Origin of the sequence: Mesorhizobium sp. M0701, from assembly GCF_040320365.1 — a bacterium.
Taxonomy (GTDB): Bacteria; Pseudomonadota; Alphaproteobacteria; order Rhizobiales; family Rhizobiaceae; genus Mesorhizobium.
Genome location: NZ_JAMYPO010000019.1, coordinates 1 through 19,306 on the forward strand (window position 1 = coordinate 1; position 19,306 = coordinate 19,306).

Here is a 19,306-nt window from a genome sequence, read left to right on the forward strand (position 1 = left end):
TAGATCGTGCCGCGCTTCTGGCTCGCGGTCATGTAGGTATAGCCGGTCATGGCTGAAGGGTAGCTGGCACAGTTGCGGATACAAGCGCCGTTCTGAGCCGCTGTATTCTTCGGCTGACGTGACGGCATGGATCCCAGGGTCTCCGCGACGTCGCTTCGCTCCTGCTCCGCCCTGGGATGACGAAGGCGCAGTGATATTCGGCTAATCTCGAAGATATTCGACTTGCCGCTGAAGAGAACCATCGACGCTTGCGTCCGATTGGCCTTCAGCCTGTCGGGCGGGACATCATTATAAAAAACCCGGCTTCGCGCCGGGTTTTTCCAAACGCTAGCGAGACAGCCGCGCTCAGCTCACCTTGACCTTGGCGGCGGCAGCCTGGTCTTCGGCCAACTTCTGCTGGAACATCTGCGCGAAATCGATCGGGTCTAGCATCAGCGGCGGGAAGCCGCCATTGCGTGTTGCCTCGGCGATGATCTGCCGGGCGAACGGGAACAGCAGCCGCGGGCATTCGATGAACAGGATCGGCAGCATGTGCTCCTGCGGGAAGCCGCTGATGGAGAAGACGCCGCCATAGACCAGCTCGACGTTGAACAGCACTTCCTGGTCGAACGACGCTTTGGCGTTCAGCGTCAAATTGACGTCGAACTGCTTGTCCGAAAGCGGATTGGCGTTGACGTTGACGTTGATGGCGATGCCCGGAGCCTTGTCGCGGCCGCGCAACGAGTTCGGTGCGCCGGGGCTTTCGAAGGACAGGTCCTTCACATATTGCGCAAGCACGTTGAGCGAAGGCTGCGCCGCATTTCCATTACCGTTGGCTGCGCCGGTCGGCGCGTCGTCGTTGCTGGCCATAAGCTGTGGTCCTTTTGCCTGGGCAGCGTTGCTGACCGGATTGAAATTCGGGCGTTCGCTATCATGACCGGCCCGACAAGACAAGTTTGCAAAAGACGCCGGTTGCCTTGCAGCTACTCGTCCTTGAGGCGGCGCCAGGGAGAACCCGGTCCGCGCGTATGGTCGTCGGCCCGCGAATAGTCGCCGTCGTCGAGATCGATGGTCTTGCCGCGTTGCCTTGCCCGCAAACCACTGCTGAAATCGGTTGCCAGCACGATGCGGCCTTTCAGCATCCGCCAGGCAAGATCGCGCACCGGCGGCAGGAACAGCAGAAGGCCGAAAATATCCGAGATGAAGCCGGGGATGATCAAAAGGATCGCGGCCAGCACGATCATGGCGCCATGCGCAAGCTGGCCGCTCGGATCACGCCCGGCATCCATTTCGGCACGTACCCTGGCCATCACGCCAAAACCCTGGTGCCGCAGCAGCAGGGCGCCGGCGACACTCGAGGCCAGCACCAAGCCGACTGTCGCCAGCGCGCCGACCTGGCGGCCGACAATAACGAAACCGGCTATCTCCAGCAGCGGAAGCGCGAGAATGAACAGGGGAAGCAGCGAAATACGCAAATCTTGACCGATCGTTTTCGATGTTTTGCCGGCCGGCGAGCAATCGCCGCTGGCACCAGAGCTGTTAGATAGGTATGGCTGCCTTTGATTTGAATGATTGCGCCATGCGTTCTATATGCTTTGGATACTGAACGCTATGTGATCGCGGCCCTTGCTTGGCCGCTGGTCCGGCCAAAGCAGGGATTGATTGGCGCAAGATATGGGCTTCTTCGACTTCGGCACGATTTTCTTTCTGATTGCGGCGGTGGTGATCTTCTTCCAGCTGCGCAACGTGCTTGGCCGACGCACGGGCAACGAGCGCCCACCCTTCGATCCATATACGGCAGCGCGCAAAAACGACAAGGATGCCGCCCAGAAACCCGAGAACGTGGTCTCGCTGCCGCGCAAGCGCCTGGCGGGAGAGCCGGCGGCCGATGCCTATGTGGCGATCGATGCCTTTGCCAAGCCGGATACCGATCTCAACCGGGGCCTGCGGGCGATCAAGGACAATGATCCGACCTTCGATCCGAAGACCTTCGTCGCCGGCGCCAAGATGGCCTCCGAGATGATCGTCATGGCCTACGCCGATGGCGACCGCAAAACGCTGAAGAACCTTTTGTCGCGCGAGGTCTATGACGGCTTCGTCGCGGCCATCGGCGACCGTGAGGCGAAAGCCGAAAAGATCCAGTCCTCCTTCGTCGGCATCGACAAGGCCGACATCGTTTCGGCCGAGATGAAGGGCAGCGAGGCGCACATCACGCTGCGCATCGTCAGCGAACTGATTTCGGCGACCCGCGACAAGGCCGGCGCCGTCATCGACGGCGATCCCGAAACCGTCGCCGAGGTCAAGGATGTCTGGACCTTCGCTCGTGACGCGCGCTCGCGCGATCCGAACTGGAAGCTCGTCGCCACCGAAGAAGAAGACTGAACTGGACGGCGGCGGAGGCTGTCGTGTCGCTTTCTCGAGCCTTCAGCGAAAAATCCTTTGGCGAATTGCCGGGCTGGGGCGAGGACGACCATTTCCCTGCCTTTGAGGCCTTTCGCCGCTCGGCCTTTCATATCCTGACCAAACCCTACCGCTCCGGCGCGCTCGGCGTCGATTACAATGGCTTTGCCGACGCCTATGCCGAAGCGCGCACCGTTTCGCCGGCGAATCGGTTGCAGGCCCGAAGCTTTTTCGAGCGCCACTTCGTGCCGGCCCGTATCGATGCCGAAGATGGTGGTCCGGGCCTGGTCACCGGCTTTTACGAGCCGGAGGTCGAAGCCTCGCCGGTACGCACGCAACGGTTTTCGGTGCCGTTGCTGTCGCGCCCGGCCGATCTTGTCGACGTCGACGACGGCAATCGTCCTTCCGGCATGGATCCTTATCTCGCCTTCGCACGTGCGGCGCCGAACGGCCCGGTCGAATATTTCGACCGCGGCGAGATCGAATGCGGCGCGCTTGCCGGAAAAAGGCTGGAAATCGCCTGGCTCGCCGATAAGGTCGACGCCTTCTTCATCCACGTGCAGGGTGCGGCGCGGCTCAAGATGACCGACGGCAGGCTTCGCCGCATCACCTATGCCGCCAAATCCGGCCAGCGCTTTACCGGACCGGGCAAGATCTTGAGCGAGGAAGGCGAGATCCCGCTGCAGAAAGTGACGATGCAGTCGATCCGTGCCTGGTTCAAGGCGCATCCGGAACGCGTCGACGAGATCCTTTGGCGCAACCGCTCCTACATTTTCTTCCGCGAGATGGGCGTCGACGACCCAGAGCTCGGCCCGATCGCTGCCGCCAAGGTGGCGCTGACACCCGGCCGCTCGATCGCCGTCGACCGGCTGCTGCACACGTTCGGCACGCCCTTCCATATCGATGCACCGTCGCTGACCGTCTTCGACGGAAAACCGTTCCGGCGGCTGATGATCGCGCAGGACACCGGCTCGGCGATCACCGGGCCGGCTCGCGGTGATCTGTTTGCCGGGTCGGGCGATGCGGCCGGCGAGATCGCCGGCGTTATCCGCAACGCCGCAGATTTTTATGCGCTGATCCCCCGGTCGCTGGTTTCAGGAGCAGGCCGATGACCCGGCGCATCGACAGGCTGAGCGAGGACGACCGGGTGCTGTGGAACCTGGTGGCGCGCACGGCAAAGCCGCTCAAGGGCAAAACCGCCGTCGAAATTCCGCACGTTGGGCCGGAGATCGACGAGACCAGGCAGCCGCCGCCGGCACAGGTCGCGGGCAATGCTGCCACGGCCGCAAAGCAGAAGGCGCAGCATGTCTCCCACGCACTCGACGAACCGACGCTGGACAAGCTGTCGAAGGGCCGGCTGCCGATCGAAGGCCGCGTCGACCTGCATGGCCTGACCCAGGACGAAGCCTATTCGCTGCTGTTTTCCTTTCTGCACCGGGCGCATGCCGGCGGCATCCGCTATGTCCTGGTGATCACCGGCAAGGGTTCCTCGTCGGGCGGCGATGGCGTCTTGCGGCGCGCCGTGCCGTCATGGCTGTCGACACCCGCCTTCCGGCCCCTCGTCTCCAGCCACGACCATGCCGCCCGCAAACATGGCGGCTCGGGTGCGCTCTATATCCGCTTGCGGCGGGCGCGCTCATGAGGACATGCCCATGAGGGACGCACCTATGAGGATGCACCCATGAAGGTGCGCTTGTGACCCCATTCGGCGAAAAGCTTCGCGTGCTGCGAAACGAGCGCGGCGTCAGCCAGAAGGACATGGCCAAGGCGATCGGCGTCAGCGCAGCCTATCTCTCGGCGCTGGAACATGGCCGCCGCGGTGCGCCGAGCTGGACGCTGATCCAGAAGATCATCGGCTATTTCAACATCATTTGGGATGACGCCGAGGAACTGGCGCGGCTGGCTGAAACCTCGCATCCGCGCGTCAAGCTCGACACGTCGGGCCTTAGCCCGGCGGCGACCGAGCTTGCCAATCTCCTGGCCGACAACATTGAAAAGCTCGACGACGCCGAGCTTCGCCGCATCATTGCGTCGATCCGCGCCGCGCTGGCACGGCCGAAATGAGTTGCTTGGTTACTGGACCGAGCCGACCAGCACCTGCTGGCCGCCGCGGATCGAGACCCAGCGGCCGGTATTGTCGATCGCCTGCCGCTTGAGGAAACGATAGCCGGTCTGGTCCCAGGAACGGACCTGGTCGGTCAGATTGTCAAGGATGTAGTCGCCCTTGTCGGTGCGCACCGTCAGCACGGCGTGGCCTTCGCCATCCGGCTTGCGCACGACGGTCATCAGCAGATCGGCAAACGAGACGCCAAGCCGGTTCAGCTCACGGCGCTTTTCCAGGACATAGTCCTCGCAGTCGCCGACACCCTTGTCGGGATAGGCCCAGACCTCGTCCTTGCCGTAGATGTCGAAGTCGCTCTCCGGCTTGACGGCGGCGTTGACCTTTGCCGTGACGCTGAGCAGCTTGCGCCACAGCGAGCCGGTCAGGCTGGCGGGCGACAGATCCTTCGGGCGGATCGAGCATTCGGACGCGTAGCTCTTGCAGAAATCATAATGGCCGATCGGCTGCGAGGTCGGGCCACCTGTTATCATCGGGCTGGCTGCCGAGGCCGAACCGGCCCAACCTGCCGCCACAGTAAGTCCGGCCAGCGCGCACAGGCGCAGCGTTCTCGCCATTGGTGAGGAAATCATTGTCCCCGCTTGTCCCTTGTTGTTAACGAAACGTTAAGGGGTATTTACAGCCCGTGTCAATTATGAGGATGGATTGATTTTTGCGGCATGGTTACCCGCGTGGCGCCAACGCGACTATTGTGCAACAGGTCGACGGCCGCACGGCCCCGCCGACCGATGATTTTGGCATTGACCGACCTGATGCGGATTGACGGGCATCATCACTGGTCGCCTATTTCTTGCCGGTCCTGACCAGCTTGGGCTTCACCGCAACCCGATTCTGACGGCCGTAGCTGGTAATGAAATCGACGATGCGCGGCACGATTTCGGAGCGGAAGCGCGAGCCGTTGAACACCCCATAATGGCCGACCGCCGGCTGCATGTAATGGGCGTGCCTGTCGGCCGGGATGTTGATGCACAGGTCGTGCGCCGCCTTGGTCTGGCCAAGGCCGGAGATGTCGTCGTTCTCGCCCTCGACCGTGAACAGGGCGACATTGCGGATCGCCGAAGGGTCGACCGCCACGCCGCGATGCGTCATTTTGCCCTTGGGCAAGGCCTGGCGGACAAACACGGTGTCGACGGTCTGCAGGTAGAATTCCGCCGTCAGATCCATCACCGCCAGATATTCGTCGTAGAACTCGCGGTGCTTCTCGGCATTGTCGCCGTCATGCTTCACCAGATGCATGAAGAAGTCCTTGTGGGCGATGATGTGGCGGTCGAGGTTCATGCTCATGAACCCCGAAAGCTGCAGGAAGCCAGGATAGACCTCGCGGCCGAAGCCCGGCACCGGCCAGGGCGCGCGCATGATGACGTTGTCGCGGAACCAGTCGATGCCCTTTTCCTGCGCCAGCAGATTGACAGCCGTCGGATTGCGGCGCGTGTCGATCGGCCCGCCCATCAGCGTCATCGTCGAGGGCACGAACGGATCACCCTTGGCTTCCATCAGTGCCGCCGCCGCCAGCACCGGCACCGAAGGCTGGCACACCGCCATCACATGGGTGTCGGGGCCTAGCGCATGCAGCATGTCGACGATGTAGTCGATATAGTCGTCAAGATCGAAGCTGCCGTCGGCCAGCGGCACCATGCGGGCGTCGACCCAGTCGGTGATATGCACGTCGGCATAGGGCAGCATCGCCTCTACCGTGCCGCGCAGCAGCGTCGCGTAGTGGCCCGACATCGGCGCGACGATCAACAGCTTCGGATCCGGCCGGCGCCCGGCCGGAACCGCCCGCTCGAAACGGACCAGGTTGCAGAACGGCCGCGACCAGACGGTGCGTTCGCTGACCTCGACGGTTTTCCAGTCGACCACGGTTTTGGTCAGGCCGAATTGCGGCTTGCCGTAGCGGCGCGTCGTGCGCTCGAACAGTTCGGCCGTTGCCGCAACCGAGCGGCCCCAGGACGTGTGTGAAACCGGATTGAGCGGATTGGAGTAGAACAGGCGCATCGCATCGGCATAGAGGCGGGCCGGCTGCAAAGCTGCGTGGTTCAGTTCGTAGAGCTGGTAGAACATCGAGAACCCCGCTGCCGACTGCGATCGAAGGGCCGACGAGCAGCGCCGAGCCTTGAATGCCTTGCGGGGAAGTTAGCAACAATCTGCTGCGATGCAATACGTCAACTTGCGTGATTTATGCTCGTTCTTTCGTCCAAGGCGTTGAGAATCCGCCTGGAACGGCAACAGCCGGCTCAATGTGCACCTGCGAAGGCCTGGCAAGCAGCACGGCTATTGGGGACGAGCGTCGGAGGCGGTGTCCGGCCGTGGCGGCCGTTAGACCCGTGCCATGCAGACAGCGGTGTGACCCGAGCTGATGAAGCCAAGCTGGCTGGCGGCGCCCTTCGACAGATCGAGCATCCGGCCCCTGATAAACGGGCCGCGGTCGTTTATACGCACGACGACGCTGCGGCCATTGTTGCGGTTGGTCACCTTCAGCTTGGTGCCGAACGGCAGGCTGCGATGCGCTGCGGTCAGCGCCGACGGGTTCATGCGTTCGCCGGAAGCGGTTCTGGAATGCAGTGAGTACCAGGAGGCACGGCCGCACTGAGCGGCGGCGCTGGCACTGGATGCGCCGACCATCAGGCCAGCCGCGATAGTGGCCGCGACAAGCGCGGTCCGGTTGCTTTTGTTCATGTGTTGGGGACTGGCTCCGTTGACAGACCCGCAGCGGTTAGGGGCGAATGAGGCAGCAAATGCGGCAATGATCTGTCGGTTCCATGACAATGTTACACGTTTGGAGTCGGTGCGAAACAATTTGTCAGAGATTTCCCGCAGAGCGGCACAGCTTCCTTGATGATCTTTGCTCCGATCGCCGCATGTGTTGCGCAAGATCAGAGGTTAGCATCTAAGTAGAAGATGACGTGATCGGGCCGCTTCTTTTCGCTCTTCCACCGGTACGAGGGCACGGCTGGCGATCGACTTTGAAAAGGAGTTTGCAACGATGAGATTGATCAAAAATCTGCTGGCCTTGATTGTGCTCGCCATCGGCGTGCTGTGGTCATTGCAAGGCATCGGTTGGGTCCAGGGCAGCTTCATGACCGGCCAGTCGCAATGGCTCTATGCCGGCATCGTGACGGTGCTGGTCGGCCTGGGCGGCCTGGCCTGGGCGAACCGCTCGCGTGGTTGAGCAGGCGTCCATGCTCAAGCTCCCTTCAGAGCAGCACACAGCGGACCGTGGCAGCCCGGTCACCGCGACCAGTATTGCCAGCCCCAGTAGAAACTTTCGTCGCGCGGTGGCAGGCGGTTGCGCTCGGCATCCAGCTGGACCGGCGTCGGCGTTTTGCGTTCGCCGTCAGGCGGCTGTTTGTCTCCGGCCTTGATCAGGCGGAGCCAATGGCCGAAATGCGCAAACAGTACAGCGGTGGAATGGGGCATCGTCACGTCTCCGGTCCGGTTACTCCCGCCCCGCCCACGGGACGAGCACCCGCTCGATCCTGCGGATGATGAATTCGAGCACGAAGGCAATGGCCGCGATCACCAGTATGCCCATCACCACCACGTCGGTGACGAGGAACTGGGCAGCGGACTGGATCATGAATCCGAGCCCGCGCGTCGCTGCCACCAGTTCGGCGGCAACCAGCGTCGACCAGCCGGCGCCGAGCGCGATGCGCAGACCGGTCAGGATCGAGGGCAGCGCGCTGGGCAGGATGACGTGCCTGATCACCTGGCGCTGCGTGGCGCCAAGCGAGCGCGCTGCATTGATGCGCTCCTGCGAGACGCCGCGAACACCCGATGCCGTCGACAGCGCAACCGGCGCCAGCATGGCAAGGGCAATCACCAGGATCTTGGACGGCTCGCCAATGCCGAACCAGATAATGATCAGCGGCAGATAGGCGAGCGGCGGGATCGGCCGCAGGAATTCGAGCAGCGGATCGAAGATGCCGCGCCCGATCGTGCTGATGCCGATAGCCAGGCCGATGGGAACGCCGATGACAAGGGCGATGATCAACGCCGCAAACACCCGCCACACGCTGGCGGCGATATGCTGGAGCAGCGTCGCGTCGACAAAGCCGTCACGGGCGACGACGGCAAATTTGTTCCAGACTGCCACGGGCGACGGCAGGAAAACCGGCGACACCAATTGCAGGCGGGCCGATACCGTCCACGCCGCCAGCATCATCAGAATGGTGATCGCGCTAACCACGCGGGCCGAAACGCGGCTGCGTCTCGGCCGCGGCCGCGACCATGGCACCGACAGCGCGTCGCCTCCGTCGTCGACCTTGGAGCGCTGCGGCCGCTCGGTATAGGAGGTAATGGTCATGCTGCCTCCCCTTCGAAGATCGCGTCGGTCAGCTCGCCGCGCGCCGCGGCGAAGGCGGGATCGGCCTTGATGCTGCGAATGGCCTCGCCGGCTGCATAGCGCCGGCTGAAGCCGGTCTCGAAGCTCCACACCACCCGGCCAGGGCCGGGAGCGAGCACAATGATACGGGTTGCCAGCACCAGGGCTTCCTCGATGCCGTGCGTGACCATCAGCACGCCGACCTGGCTTGCCGTCCACAGATCGAGCAGCGTTGTCTGCATGCGTTCGCGTGTCAGCGCATCGAGCGCGCCCAGCGGCTCGTCGAGCAGCAGGAATTGCGGCTCGGCCGCCAGCGCCCGGGCCAGGCCGACCCGCTGGCGCATGCCGCCGGAAAGCTCCCAAATGCGCTTGTCGCCGGCGCCGTCGAGCTTCACCAGCGCCAGAAGCTTGTCGGCGCGCCGCGCCCGTTCAGCCGCCCTGACACCGCGCAGCCTGAGCGCAAAGGCGACATTTTCCCGCGCGGTCAGCCACGGAAACAGCGCGTCGTTCTGGAACACGACGGCGCGCTCAGAGCTTGGCGCCGTGATCGGCCTGCCGCCAATCGTGGCGCGTCCGCGCACAGGCTGGACCAGGCCCGCAGCGACATTGAGCAACGACGTCTTGCCGCAGCCGGAGCGGCCGACCAGGACGACGAAGTCATCCTTGGCGATCTCAATCGACACATTTTCGACCGCCGGCGCCGGCTGACCGTCATAGTGGACCGAGACCTTGTCGAGCACGAGATGCGTCATGGGAACCTCGCCGATATTCCGAATCTGTCTGCCCCGAAGCCGCTCCTCGCAAGCGGTTCGGGGCAGGGAGCACGCGGCGTCAGGGAAGGAGAACCGCGCGCGTTGGCGTCAGTTCGAGGCAAGCGCTTCGCTGACATATTTCGACGACACGTATTCCGAATAATCCGGCAGCACGGCGTCGATCTTGCCCTGCTCCTTGAGGAAGGCCGATGTCGCCTCGACCGCCTTGACCGTGCCGCCACCGAGGAACTTGTCCGAGGCTTGCTCCTCGAGCGTCGGGAAGACATAGCCCCTCAATAGTTGCGGCACGTCCTCCAGCTTGGCGCCGGTGATCGTGGCGATCTTCGCCGCTTGCGGCGACGTCACCGACCAGGCGTCCGGCTTGGCCAGGAACTCGGCATAGGCTGCGCCCGTTACTTTGACGAAGTCGCGCACCGCTTCCGGGTTCCTTTCGGCGAAGTCGGTGCGCACGATCCAGGCGTCGAAGGTCGGCGCGCCCCAGGCGGCGACCTGGGAGGAATCCAGCACGACCTTGCCCGTCGTCTTGATCTGGCCGAGTGCCGGATCCCATACATAGGCGGCGTCGATGTCGCCTCGCGCCCATGCCGCCGCGATCTCCGGTGGCCGCAGATTGAGAATATCGACCGACTTCGGGTCGACACCCTCATGCTTCAGCGCGGCAAGCAGGCTGTAATGCGTCGTCGAAACGAAGGGCACCGCCACCTTCTTGCCGGCAAGGTCGGCGGCCTTCTCGATGCCGGCGCCGTTGCGGGCGACAAGGGCCTCGGATTCGCCGATCAGCCCGACAACGAAGATTGTCTGGATTGGAAGCTCGCGGCTCGCCGCCGCCGCCAGCGGGCTCGAGCCGACATAACCGATGTCGACCGAACCGGAAGCGATCGCCGCGATCACGTCGGCGCCGGAATCGAATTTCCGCCAGTCGATTGTCGCCTTGGTCGCGCTCTCATAGGCGCCGTCGGCCTGCGGCACCTTCGAGGGTTCGACCACCGTCTGGTAGCCGATAGTGATCTTGAGGTCCCGCGCATCGGCCGGGCCGAGGAAGGCGGCGCCCGCCAGAGCCGCCGAGGACAAGAGAACGATACGTCGCGAAATGGTGGACATGAAAGGCTCCTGGAAACGAGAAAAACCCGGATTGCGTTTCATAGTCATCTAACTCTATCGTTCTTGTAGAGTTAAATCCTTCCAATCGGTGCGGTCTTGTTAGAAAAAGTCATCTGGCTATGGCAGTTCCCGCGCTTCTGGGTGATGGCCCGGGTGAGAACCATCGTCCTTGCCCGGGAACCTCTTCCACGTCGTCCATGCGCGCAACAACGATTTTCCCGTTTTCGCCCCTGCATCGGCAAATCCATGCTGTGGATGGCCAGGAAATTGGAATCAAGTTCCCTGTGTTCGCGGTTAAGTCTAGTATCCTTATCGACATTGAAGGATTGGAGAGGACGATGAGCGACGCCACCCTCCTTGTTGCCGCGCGCGGCATGCTTTGGCCTTCAAATTCAGGGGCAGAAGCTGCTGTCGGTATTCTCGCCGATCGGGACATTCCTGCCGCCGGCCCGTTTGCCGGTGCGCCATTCGCGGCGGCTTCTGTGCTTCCAAGAGCACAAGCCCCGCCGGCCAAAATGGCCATTGCGGCGTGAAAACGAAGCAAAATCAACGTTTCTCGGCTTGTATATCATGTCACTAGAATTTATCTGTAGTGACAGCTTGGACGCGGCGGGGAGGCACGCCAGGCGTTTCGCAACCGGTGGCCTTGCGTCATCGCATGACAGAGAAACGTGCGGGTTATGCTCACGAAAAAAGGTAAATACGGCCTCAAGGCGCTCGTCCATCTGGCGCGCCTGCCGGTTGGAAAGCTCGCCTTCGTCAACGACATCGCCACAGGAAACAATATTCCGAAGAAGTTCCTCGATGCCATTCTTGGCGAATTGCGCAATGCCGGTTTCGTTCAGAGCCGCAAGGGCAAGGAGGGCGGCTACCGGCTGGCACGCCCGGCGGACGAGATCAAGGTCGGCCACGTCGTGCGCGTGCTCGACGGACCGCTTGCCCCCATTCCTTGCGCCAGCCGCACCCAGTATCAGCGCTGCGAAGACTGCAACGAGGCGACATGCCAAGTCCGACACCTGATGCTCGAGGTCCGGCAGGCCATCGCCGAGGTGCTGGACCAGCGCAGCCTCGCCGAAATGCGCGACATCGCCGGCGACGAGGATTTTTCGGCGGCATTGAAAATCCAGGCCTGAACCAATCTCTCCTGAGCTGGCGACGATCGCCAGGACAGCTGGTTTGCGTATGACCGGGCGCGCTACGCCAAGTTCGATCATCATTGTCGGCGGCGGTGCCAGCGGCGTCGTGCTTGCCGCGCATCTGCTGAAGTCGCCCAATCCCGATCTACGTGTCAGCCTGATCGAAAAACGCCCGCATTTTGGGCAAGGCATGGCCTATTCAACCCTGCTGTCGGCGCATGTGCTGAATGTCAGCGCGTCGGGCATGAGCGCCTATGCCGACGATCCCGGCAATTTCTCGCGCTGGCTGCTTGAACGCGGCCTGGCAACGCCGGAACAGGCGCCGGTCTATGCGCCGCGCAGCGTCTACGCCCGCTATCTCAAGGAGTTGCTCGACGAGCTCGAGGCGCGTGAGCAGCAGACGGGCCGGCTGCGCCTGATCCGCGAGGAGAGCCTGTCGATCTCGCCGACCGCGTCAGGTGTCGAAGTGGCGCTGGCCAACGGCACCAGCGTGGTTGCGCATCTTGCCGTGCTCGCCACCGGCCACGACGAAGAGCCGGGGGCGGGGCAGGGGCATGCGATCAGGATGGGATCCGAGGCGGACACTGCGCTCGACCCCGAAGCCCGAGTCCTGGTGCTGGGCACGGGCTTGAGCATGGTCGATGCCTTCCTGTCGCTCGAGCAGCGCGGCCACCGCGGCGCGATCGTCGCGGTGTCTCGGCGCGGCCTGCTGCCTTCGCCGCATCGCAAGGGCAATCCGATCAAGCTCGACGTTGCCGACATTCCGCTCGGCACCCAGCTTTCCTATTTCGTCGGCTGGTTCCGCGACCTGATCCGGGAAAACCAGAAGGCCGGCATCGACTGGCGCGACGTCGTCGACGGTCTGAGACCCTTCAACCAGATGATCTGGCAGAACTGGCCGTCCTCGGCCAAGCGCCGCTTCGTCGAGCACACCAAGGCCTGGTGGGACATCCACCGCCATCGCATGGCGCCGGAAGTCTACGCCCGCGTTGCCGAGGCGGTGCAAGCGGGCCGCATCCGCCTTGTCGCCGGGCGCGTCGTCGAGATCGCCGCCGGCGACGGTTTCAGCGTACAGGTCCAGTCGCGCCACACGCAGCACCTCGAAAGGTTCGACTTTGCTCGCATCTATGATTGCACAGGCATCGCCAGGGACATCTCGACCACCTCGAACAGCGTGGTGCGGTCGCTGGTCGAGCGTGGGCTGGCACGGCCGGATCCGCTGCGCCTCGGCCTCGACGTGACCGCGAACTGCGAGGTCATCGCCGGCGACGGCACGGTATCCGCCAAGATCCTCGCCGTCGGGCCACTGACGCGCGGCACCTTCTTCGAAATCGACGCCATTCCCGATATTCGCGTGCAGTGCGCGCGGCTGAGCAAGCGCTTGCTCGGATGAGGCCGCCTCTGTCTTGACGCGATCTCGGATGCAAGACCGCTGCCGTCGGGTGAAAAGATCTCGACCGCATAGCCGCGTTCGGTGAAGGCGAACCAGGGGTGCGGGAGCTCGCTCCACCAGAAGCCGACCGTCCAGCCCGTGGTGGTCGAGACAGCCGGGTTGGCGATGACGCCACACGTTTCGGCTGTCTCGCATTGACCGGATCGGTGTCGCGGACGCTCATCTTCGTTCTCCTCCATGGATTTTGTAGACGGCCAGGCCGTGAGCCGCGACCCTGGCCAGATGACCGGGCAAATTCTGCTTCCGTCGTCACCGTGCCTTGCCTACCATGGCGCATGACCCAACGCGGAAGACTCTACGGCTGTCCGGTCGAGTTCGCGCTCGACGCGCTCGGCGGCAAATGGAAGACGGTGATCCTGGCGCGCATCAAGGAACAGCCGATGCGCTATTCCGACCTGCGCCGGCTGATCCCCTCGCTCTCGGACAAGATGCTGACGCAGCGCCTGGCCGAGCTTGTCGAGATCGGCTTCGTCACGCTCGAGACGTCGCCCGACGGCAAGGGGCGCTACGCCTTGACCGGTCGCGGCGGTGATCTCGCCGCTGCGCTCCAGGCACTCTATGACTGGGGCAGCGTGCATGGCCGCGCCGAGGGCGTGCGTTTTCGCACCGATGGCGCAGCCACCACCTAGATCAATTCCGGGAAAAGCGCGGAGCGGTTTTTCCATCTGCAATTGCCTGAAAACAAAGGCATAGAGCGGTTCGGCGTTCCCGTGAAACGGTGGGTCGCGCCGGCAAGCCGACTGCCCTCAACCCGCACCGGCAAGCGCGCTGCAGAAGCTTGCGACGTCAGTGACGACGGCTTCGCCGAGGAAGCGTAGCGTCGCCATCGAGCGGGCGCGCGCTTCGCGGTTCCCGAAGCCACAGGCGTCCTCGATTACCATAGCGACGAAGCCATTGTCGGTCGCCTGGCGAACGGTCGGCTCGATGCCGATCTCCATGGCGATGCCAGCGAGCGCTATCGTGCGCACGCCGCAATCGCGCAAGGCAAAGCCGAGCGCGGTGGAATCGAAGGCCGACATCGTGAGCTTGTCGAACACCGCCTCGTCATCGCGGGGTTCCAGCTCGGGCACGATCCGCGTCGCTTCGGCATCGCGCGGGAACCACGGCTCGACCGTGTCGGGGCTGTCGCGCCGCTGCCAGGCCATGGCGGTGCGCAGCTGCGTCGCGCCCATCCATTTGCGCGGCAGCGACAGATGGCGCGTGAACGCCACCCGCATTCCGGCCATGCGCGCCGCTTCCAGCACCGTGCCGGTACGCTCGACGATGGTCGCGGCGCCGGCCACCTGGCGGCAGATGCCGACCTGCATGTCGTAGACCACCAGCGCCGTGCGGCGCGGATCGCACCACTCAGCCAGGCTGGCCGGGATTTCGATCCCGTCGCTCGCCCGGATCATGCCGCAGTCCGGTCCCATGGCTTGGCGATATCGACCGTCGGATCGAACAGGAATTCCAGCGGCAATGGCGCGTCGAAGGCGATGAAGTGCCATTCCAGCAGCCCGGCCTTGGACAGCGGGAAGTCCTCGGTGTAGCGCCGCGCTTCCGCGACGCTGTCGAGCTCGAAGACGATGATGACGCCGCCAATATCGCCGCGCGCATAATTCTCGCGCACGATCCCCGCCTTCCAGAGCCGCCAGACATTCGAAACTTCGTCGCGCAGATAAGGCCGCAAATCGTCGAGCGTGACGCCGGGCCTGAAATTGTCATAGGCAAGAATCTTCATCGGCCGTTCCCTGCATTGCTGTTCGCCCAACGCCGGGTAGCATGGCGGAATCGGCGGCGGCAACGAACGAGATGGTGCGTTTAGTCCCAGGCAGGTTCTGCAAATCTTTTGCCCTGCCTGCAGGCCGGCGAAGCTTTCGCGAAATTCCATTCCCCTGCTGGCCGCCGGATTGGCACGATCTATCTTCTTTCCAACGGCAAACGGCTGGAAAAGACGGTAGGTTGCCGTCTTCCAGGGCGGTTGCTCATTCTGGCAACGGAGCATCTGACATGAGCAAGCACAAGATCGTGGCACCGGACGATGCATCGTCCCGCCTGCGCCCGCCCTATGCCTCGGTTCTCGACCTGATCGGGCAGACACCGGTCGTCGAGCTGACCAAATTCGACATCGGCAAGTGCCGGCTGTTCATCAAGCTCGAAAGCCAGAATCCCGGCGGCTCGATCAAGGACCGCATCGCGCTGTCGATGATTGCCGCCGCCGAAAAACAGGGCAAACTGAAACGCGGCGGGACGATCGTGGAGGCGACCGCCGGCAATACCGGTCTTGGTCTCGCCCAGGTCGGCATCCCCAAGGGCTACCGCATCATCCTCGTCGTGCCCGACAAGATGTCGCGCGAAAAAATCCAGCATCTGCGGGCGCTCGGCGCGGAAGTGCGCATGACGCGTTCCGATGTCGGCAAGGGCCATGCCGAATATTATCAGGACATGGCCGAAAAGATCGCCGCCGAGTTGCCCGGCGCCTTCTACGCCAACCAGTTTGCCAACCCGGCCAATCCGCTGGCCCACGAAACCTCGACCGGGCCGGAAATCTTTCAACAGCTCGGAGGCGATGTCGATGCGGTGGTCGTCGGCGTCGGCTCCGGCGGCACGCTGACCGGGCTTGGCCGCTATTTTGCGAAAGTCTCGCCGAAGACCGAGATGATTTTGGCCGATCCGGTCGGCTCGGTGCTGGCACCGTTGATCAAGACCGGCAAGATGGTAGAGGCCGGAAGCTGGACCGTCGAAGGCATCGGCGAGGATTTCGTGCCGCCCAATGCCGATCTGTCGCTGGTCAGGAAGGCCTATTCCATCCCCGACAAGCAGAGCATGCTTGCGGTGCGCGACCTACTTTCGAAGGAAGGCATTCTCGCCGGCTCGTCGTCCGGTACGCTGCTTTCGGCAGCGCTCCGCTATTGCCGCGAGCAGACCGTGCCGATGCGCGTCGTTACCTTCGTCTGCGACAGCGGCAACAAGTACCTGTCGAAAGTCTTCGACGATTTCTGGCTGGTCGAGCAGGGCCTGGCCGAGCAGGAGCAGCATGGCGATCTGCGCGACCTGGTCATGCGCACGCTCCGCACCGGCGATGTCGTGTCCGTCGGCCCGGACGAAAGCCTGCTCAACGCCTATGGCCGCATGCGCCGATCGGATGTCTCGCAGCTGCCGGTGCTGGACGAGGGCAAGCTCGTCGGCATCATCGACGAAAGCGATATCCTCGCCAAGGTCGAAGGCCCCTATGACAGCCGCTGGGACCGCTTCAAGGCCCCGGTCAGTACGGCTATGACCTCTACCCTGCACACGCTGCAAGCCAGCCAGACGCTGGACGCGTTGCTGCCGGTCTTCGATCGCAACGAGGTCGCCATCGTCTTCGACGGCGACGAATTCATCGGCCTGATAACACGCATCGACCTGATCAACCATCTGAGGCGCGCCCGATGACCGTCAAAGCCACCGTATCGGGCAAAAACCGCCTCGCCTTTTCGACGCGCACCATCCATGGCGGCCAGAGCCACGACCCGACGACGGGCGCGGTGATGGTACCGATCTATGCAACTTCGACCTACGGTCAGCAGAGCCCGGGCGTGCACAAGGGCTTTGAATATGCCCGCAGCCAGAACCCGACCCGCTTCGCCTTCGAGCGCGCGGTGGCCGACCTCGAAAGCGGCACCGCCGCCTTCGCCTTCGCTTCGGGGCTGGCGGCGATCGCAACCATTTTCGAATTGCTCGATTCAGGCGCGCATATCGTCGCGACCGACGACATCTATGGCGGCACGTTCCGGCTGCTGGAACGGGTGCGCAAGCGCTCGGCCAATTTGCAGGTCGACTTCGTCGACTTCACCGACCTTGCCGCGGTCGAGGCGACGATCCGCCCGGAAACCAAAATGCTCTGGGTCGAGACGCCGACCAACCCGCTGCTGCGTGTCGTCGACCTCGAAGGCGTCGCAGCACTTGCCAGGCGCAAAGGCGTGCTCTCAGTCGCCGACAACACTTTCTGCAGCCCCTATCTGCAGCGGCCGCTGGAGCTCGGCATCGACATCGTGGTCCATTCGACGACGAAATACCTCAACGGCCATTCCGACATGGTCGGCGGCGTCGCCGTGATCGGCGACAACAAGGATCTCGCCGACCGGCTGAAATTCCTGCAGAACGCGATCGGCGCCATTTCAGGGCCGTTCGACAGTTTCCTGGCGCTGCGCGGACTGAAGACGCTGGCGCTGAGGATGGAGCGTCATTCGTCGAACGGCCAGAAGATCGCGCACTGGCTGGAAAGCCGTCCCGACATCCGCCGTGTCATCTATCCCGGCCTGCCCAGCCACCCGCAGCACGCCATCGCCAGGCGGCAGATGCACGCCTTCGGCGGCATGATCACGGTCGAGCTCGACCGCGACCTCGCCGGCACCAAACGCTTCCTCGAACATACGCAACTGTTCACGCTGGCCGAAAGCCTCGGCGGCGTCGAAAGCCTGATCGAGCACCCAGCGCTGATGACGCACGGCTCGATCCCGGCGAAAAAACGCGCCGAGATCGGGATTTCGGATTCGCTGGTGCGGTTGTCGGCCGGGATCGAGGACGGCGACGATCTGATCGCGGATCTGGATCAGGCGCTGGCCAGTTGAGCCGGATAGCGAGACGTCGGCGGGACCCCTTGTGGGGGAGATGTCCGGCAGGACAGAGGGGGGCGTGAGGGATCGCCGACAAGCGGCAATTGTTCTGCGTCGCACCCCCAAGCTTGCACGCTATTCCGTTGACCCAGGGCGCATCTGCCTGAATTGTAGCGTCCCGATCCTTCTGGCTCCATAAGCTATGAACAACCGACAACGCAACCAACCGACGGCAGGCGACACCCCGCTCACCTTCGCCATCCTGGTCTTCCCAGGCTTTCCGATGATGGCGTTCAGCTCGGTGATCGAGCCGCTGCGCGCGGCGAACGTGCTGGCCAAGCGGGATTGGTACCGCTGGATCATCGTCGGCGCCGCCGAAGGCCCGGTGGAGGCCTCGAACGGCGTCATCATCCAGCCCGGCTTTGCCGCCCATGACGCGCCGAAGGTCGATCGCGTCGTCGTCTGCTCGGGCGGCGATGCCGATCATCTCGTCGCGCACGATGCGGTGAGCTGGATCCGCAGGAGCCTGCGCGACGGCGCCCATATCGGCGCGGTGGCGGATGCCGCCTTCTTCCTGGCTCGGGCCGGCCTGCTCGACGGTCATGCCTGCACCTTGCACTGGACCAGCCAGGCTGCCTTCACCGAAGCGTTTCCGGATATCGAGCTGAGGCGCGATCTCTATGTCATCGACCGCAAGCGCTTCACTTCGGCCGGTGGCGTCGGCAGCCTCGACATGATGCTGGAGATCATCACCAGCGATTATGGCGCCGAACTCGCGGCCGGCGTCGCCGAATGGTTTGTGCACAGCCCGCTACGCTCCAGCGTCGACCGCAAGCTGATGCCGCTCAGGCTGCGGACCGGCGTGCAGAACGAACTGGTGCTGTCGGCCATCGCCATCATGGAGGATGCGGTGGAGGAGCGGCTCGGCATGGCGGAGTTGGCGAATAGGCTTGGCGTCTCCTCCGACAAGCTCGAACGCAATTTTCGCTCCGAGCTCAGCATCTCGCCCAACGGCTATTACCGCCGCCTCAGGCTGAAACGCGCCGCCGACCTCCTGGCGCATTCGACGCTGATGGTGCGCGACGTCGCGCTGGCCTGCGGCTTTGCCTCAATGTCGAGCTTTGCGCGGGCGTTTCGGGAGGAGCATGGCCATGCGCCGAAGGTGATGCGGAGGCATTAGGTATTTCGGATGTTGGCGGGACAGCGCCCCCCTCTGCCCTGCCGGACATCTCCCCCACGAGGGGGGAGATTGGCAGCTTCGATGCTCCGCTCCTCCTGCGACGGTGGAAATTCACGAAAGCGGCGATGACGAGCCGATCTCCCCCCTTGAGGGGGAGATGTCCGGCAGGGACAGAGGGGGGCGCCGTAGAACGCTACGGAACGACTTCAAGCGGTATTTCGCACAACATCTGCGGTATCTCGCACAGCCTCTACGCGGCGCATGGCC

At 63.6% G+C, this 19,306-nt stretch carries 24 protein-coding genes; 12 read left to right on the plus strand and 12 right to left on the minus strand.

Features of this window, described 5'->3' with window-relative positions:
- From NKI24_RS18685 to NKI24_RS18695, 3 genes are all read right to left on the minus strand, one after another.
- A partial coding sequence (locus tag NKI24_RS18685; RefSeq protein WP_352747299.1) for a hypothetical protein occupies nucleotides 1-242 on the minus strand: 242 nt, incomplete at its 3' end.
- A gap of 103 nt (nucleotides 243-345) precedes the next feature.
- Nucleotides 346-849: a protein-export chaperone SecB gene (gene secB, locus NKI24_RS18690; protein WP_352453643.1), complete on the minus strand. Its 504-nt coding sequence runs from the start codon at nucleotides 847-849 to the stop codon at nucleotides 346-348.
- Nucleotides 850-962: 113 nt separating this feature from the next.
- Complete coding sequence (locus NKI24_RS18695) at nucleotides 963-1,454, minus strand: FxsA family protein (RefSeq protein WP_023675916.1); 492 nt, start codon at nucleotides 1,452-1,454, stop codon at nucleotides 963-965.
- Nucleotides 1,455-1,653: 199 nt separating this feature from the next.
- Between NKI24_RS18695 and NKI24_RS18700 the strand changes: the two genes are divergently transcribed.
- From NKI24_RS18700 to NKI24_RS18715, 4 genes are read left to right on the plus strand one after another with little or no spacing between them, the layout of a single operon-like run.
- Entirely contained in the window at nucleotides 1,654-2,361 is a 708-nt protein-coding gene (locus NKI24_RS18700; RefSeq protein ID WP_352747429.1) for a Tim44/TimA family putative adaptor protein, read from the plus strand.
- 23 nt (nucleotides 2,362-2,384) lie between these two features.
- On the plus strand, nucleotides 2,385-3,491 hold the full coding sequence (gene mltA, locus NKI24_RS18705) for a murein transglycosylase A (RefSeq protein WP_352453644.1): 1,107 nt from the start codon (nucleotides 2,385-2,387) through the stop codon (nucleotides 3,489-3,491).
- Nucleotides 3,488-4,021: a Smr/MutS family protein gene (locus tag NKI24_RS18710; protein ID WP_352453645.1), complete on the plus strand. Its 534-nt coding sequence runs from the start codon at nucleotides 3,488-3,490 to the stop codon at nucleotides 4,019-4,021. The genes mltA and NKI24_RS18710 overlap by 4 nt, the downstream gene beginning before the upstream one ends.
- 53 nt (nucleotides 4,022-4,074) lie before the next feature.
- Nucleotides 4,075-4,443 carry a helix-turn-helix domain-containing protein gene (locus NKI24_RS18715; RefSeq protein ID WP_352453646.1) on the plus strand — a complete coding sequence of 123 codons (369 nt, stop codon included), beginning with the start codon at nucleotides 4,075-4,077 and terminating at the stop codon, nucleotides 4,441-4,443.
- A gap of 9 nt (nucleotides 4,444-4,452) precedes the next feature.
- Here NKI24_RS18715 and NKI24_RS18720 read toward each other — a convergent pair whose 3' ends face one another.
- From NKI24_RS18720 to NKI24_RS18730, 3 genes are all read right to left on the minus strand, one after another.
- Nucleotides 4,453-5,070 (minus strand): transglutaminase-like cysteine peptidase, encoded by a 618-nt coding sequence (locus NKI24_RS18720; RefSeq protein WP_352453647.1) that lies wholly within the window; start codon nucleotides 5,068-5,070, stop codon nucleotides 4,453-4,455.
- Nucleotides 5,071-5,281: 211 nt separating this feature from the next.
- Nucleotides 5,282-6,559: a polyhydroxyalkanoate depolymerase gene (locus NKI24_RS18725; RefSeq protein WP_352453648.1), complete on the minus strand. Its 1,278-nt coding sequence runs from the start codon at nucleotides 6,557-6,559 to the stop codon at nucleotides 5,282-5,284.
- 255 nt (nucleotides 6,560-6,814) lie between these two features.
- The gene (locus NKI24_RS18730) at nucleotides 6,815-7,174 is read right to left on the minus strand and encodes a septal ring lytic transglycosylase RlpA family protein (RefSeq protein ID WP_352453649.1); all 360 of its coding nucleotides are present in this window, start codon (nucleotides 7,172-7,174) and stop codon (nucleotides 6,815-6,817) included.
- 307 nt (nucleotides 7,175-7,481) lie between these two features.
- Between NKI24_RS18730 and NKI24_RS18735 the strand changes: the two genes are divergently transcribed.
- The gene (locus tag NKI24_RS18735) at nucleotides 7,482-7,667 is read left to right on the plus strand and encodes a hypothetical protein (protein WP_352453650.1); all 186 of its coding nucleotides are present in this window, start codon (nucleotides 7,482-7,484) and stop codon (nucleotides 7,665-7,667) included.
- 59 nt (nucleotides 7,668-7,726) lie between these two features.
- Here the strand turns inward: NKI24_RS18735 and NKI24_RS18740 are convergent, their stop codons facing one another.
- The 4 genes from NKI24_RS18740 to tauA all read right to left on the minus strand — a co-directional run bounded on the left by NKI24_RS18740 (nucleotide 7,727) and on the right by tauA (nucleotide 10,693).
- Nucleotides 7,727-7,915, minus strand: coding sequence for a hypothetical protein (locus tag NKI24_RS18740; RefSeq protein WP_352453651.1), 189 nt, complete (start codon nucleotides 7,913-7,915; stop codon nucleotides 7,727-7,729).
- 19 nt (nucleotides 7,916-7,934) lie between these two features.
- Nucleotides 7,935-8,801, minus strand: a complete 867-nt coding sequence (locus tag NKI24_RS18745) for an ABC transporter permease subunit (RefSeq protein ID WP_352453652.1) — start codon at nucleotides 8,799-8,801, stop codon at nucleotides 7,935-7,937.
- On the minus strand, nucleotides 8,798-9,571 hold the full coding sequence (locus NKI24_RS18750; protein WP_352453653.1) for a taurine ABC transporter ATP-binding protein: 774 nt from the start codon (nucleotides 9,569-9,571) through the stop codon (nucleotides 8,798-8,800). Before NKI24_RS18750 ends, NKI24_RS18745 begins: the two co-directional genes overlap by 4 nt.
- A 108-nt stretch (nucleotides 9,572-9,679) precedes the next feature.
- Nucleotides 9,680-10,693, minus strand: a complete 1,014-nt coding sequence (gene tauA / locus NKI24_RS18755; RefSeq protein WP_352747305.1) for a taurine ABC transporter substrate-binding protein — start codon at nucleotides 10,691-10,693, stop codon at nucleotides 9,680-9,682.
- Nucleotides 10,694-10,890: 197 nt separating this feature from the next.
- Here tauA and NKI24_RS18760 point away from each other — a divergent pair, with 197 nt between their 5' ends.
- The 4 genes from NKI24_RS18760 to NKI24_RS18775 all read left to right on the plus strand — a co-directional run bounded on the left by NKI24_RS18760 (nucleotide 10,891) and on the right by NKI24_RS18775 (nucleotide 13,911).
- Nucleotides 10,891-11,226: a hypothetical protein gene (locus tag NKI24_RS18760; RefSeq protein ID WP_352747307.1), complete on the plus strand. Its 336-nt coding sequence runs from the start codon at nucleotides 10,891-10,893 to the stop codon at nucleotides 11,224-11,226.
- A 147-nt stretch (nucleotides 11,227-11,373) separates the two neighbouring features.
- On the plus strand, nucleotides 11,374-11,826 hold the full coding sequence (locus tag NKI24_RS18765; protein ID WP_352453656.1) for an RrF2 family transcriptional regulator: 453 nt from the start codon (nucleotides 11,374-11,376) through the stop codon (nucleotides 11,824-11,826).
- 49 nt (nucleotides 11,827-11,875) lie between these two features.
- On the plus strand, nucleotides 11,876-13,222 hold the full coding sequence (locus NKI24_RS18770; protein ID WP_352453657.1) for an FAD/NAD(P)-binding protein: 1,347 nt from the start codon (nucleotides 11,876-11,878) through the stop codon (nucleotides 13,220-13,222).
- Nucleotides 13,223-13,557: 335 nt separating this feature from the next.
- Nucleotides 13,558-13,911: a winged helix-turn-helix transcriptional regulator gene (locus NKI24_RS18775; RefSeq protein ID WP_352453658.1), complete on the plus strand. Its 354-nt coding sequence runs from the start codon at nucleotides 13,558-13,560 to the stop codon at nucleotides 13,909-13,911.
- A 117-nt stretch (nucleotides 13,912-14,028) separates the two neighbouring features.
- Here NKI24_RS18775 and NKI24_RS18780 read toward each other — a convergent pair whose 3' ends face one another.
- Both NKI24_RS18780 and NKI24_RS18785 read right to left on the minus strand, forming a co-directional pair.
- On the minus strand, nucleotides 14,029-14,676 hold the full coding sequence (locus tag NKI24_RS18780; protein ID WP_352453659.1) for a cysteine hydrolase family protein: 648 nt from the start codon (nucleotides 14,674-14,676) through the stop codon (nucleotides 14,029-14,031).
- On the minus strand, nucleotides 14,673-15,002 hold the full coding sequence (locus NKI24_RS18785; protein ID WP_023675896.1) for a hypothetical protein: 330 nt from the start codon (nucleotides 15,000-15,002) through the stop codon (nucleotides 14,673-14,675). Before NKI24_RS18785 ends, NKI24_RS18780 begins: the two co-directional genes overlap by 4 nt.
- Before the next feature lie 269 nt (nucleotides 15,003-15,271).
- Between NKI24_RS18785 and NKI24_RS18790 the strand changes: the two genes are divergently transcribed.
- From NKI24_RS18790 to NKI24_RS18800, 3 genes are all read left to right on the plus strand, one after another.
- Nucleotides 15,272-16,696 (plus strand): pyridoxal-phosphate dependent enzyme, encoded by a 1,425-nt coding sequence (locus NKI24_RS18790; RefSeq protein ID WP_352747311.1) that lies wholly within the window; start codon nucleotides 15,272-15,274, stop codon nucleotides 16,694-16,696.
- Nucleotides 16,693-17,874, plus strand: coding sequence for a cystathionine gamma-synthase (locus NKI24_RS18795; protein WP_352747314.1), 1,182 nt, complete (start codon nucleotides 16,693-16,695; stop codon nucleotides 17,872-17,874). Before NKI24_RS18790 ends, NKI24_RS18795 begins: the two co-directional genes overlap by 4 nt.
- A gap of 187 nt (nucleotides 17,875-18,061) precedes the next feature.
- Nucleotides 18,062-19,039 carry a GlxA family transcriptional regulator gene (locus NKI24_RS18800; protein WP_352747317.1) on the plus strand — a complete coding sequence of 326 codons (978 nt, stop codon included), beginning with the start codon at nucleotides 18,062-18,064 and terminating at the stop codon, nucleotides 19,037-19,039.
- The last annotated feature ends 267 nt before the right edge of the window (nucleotides 19,040-19,306 follow it).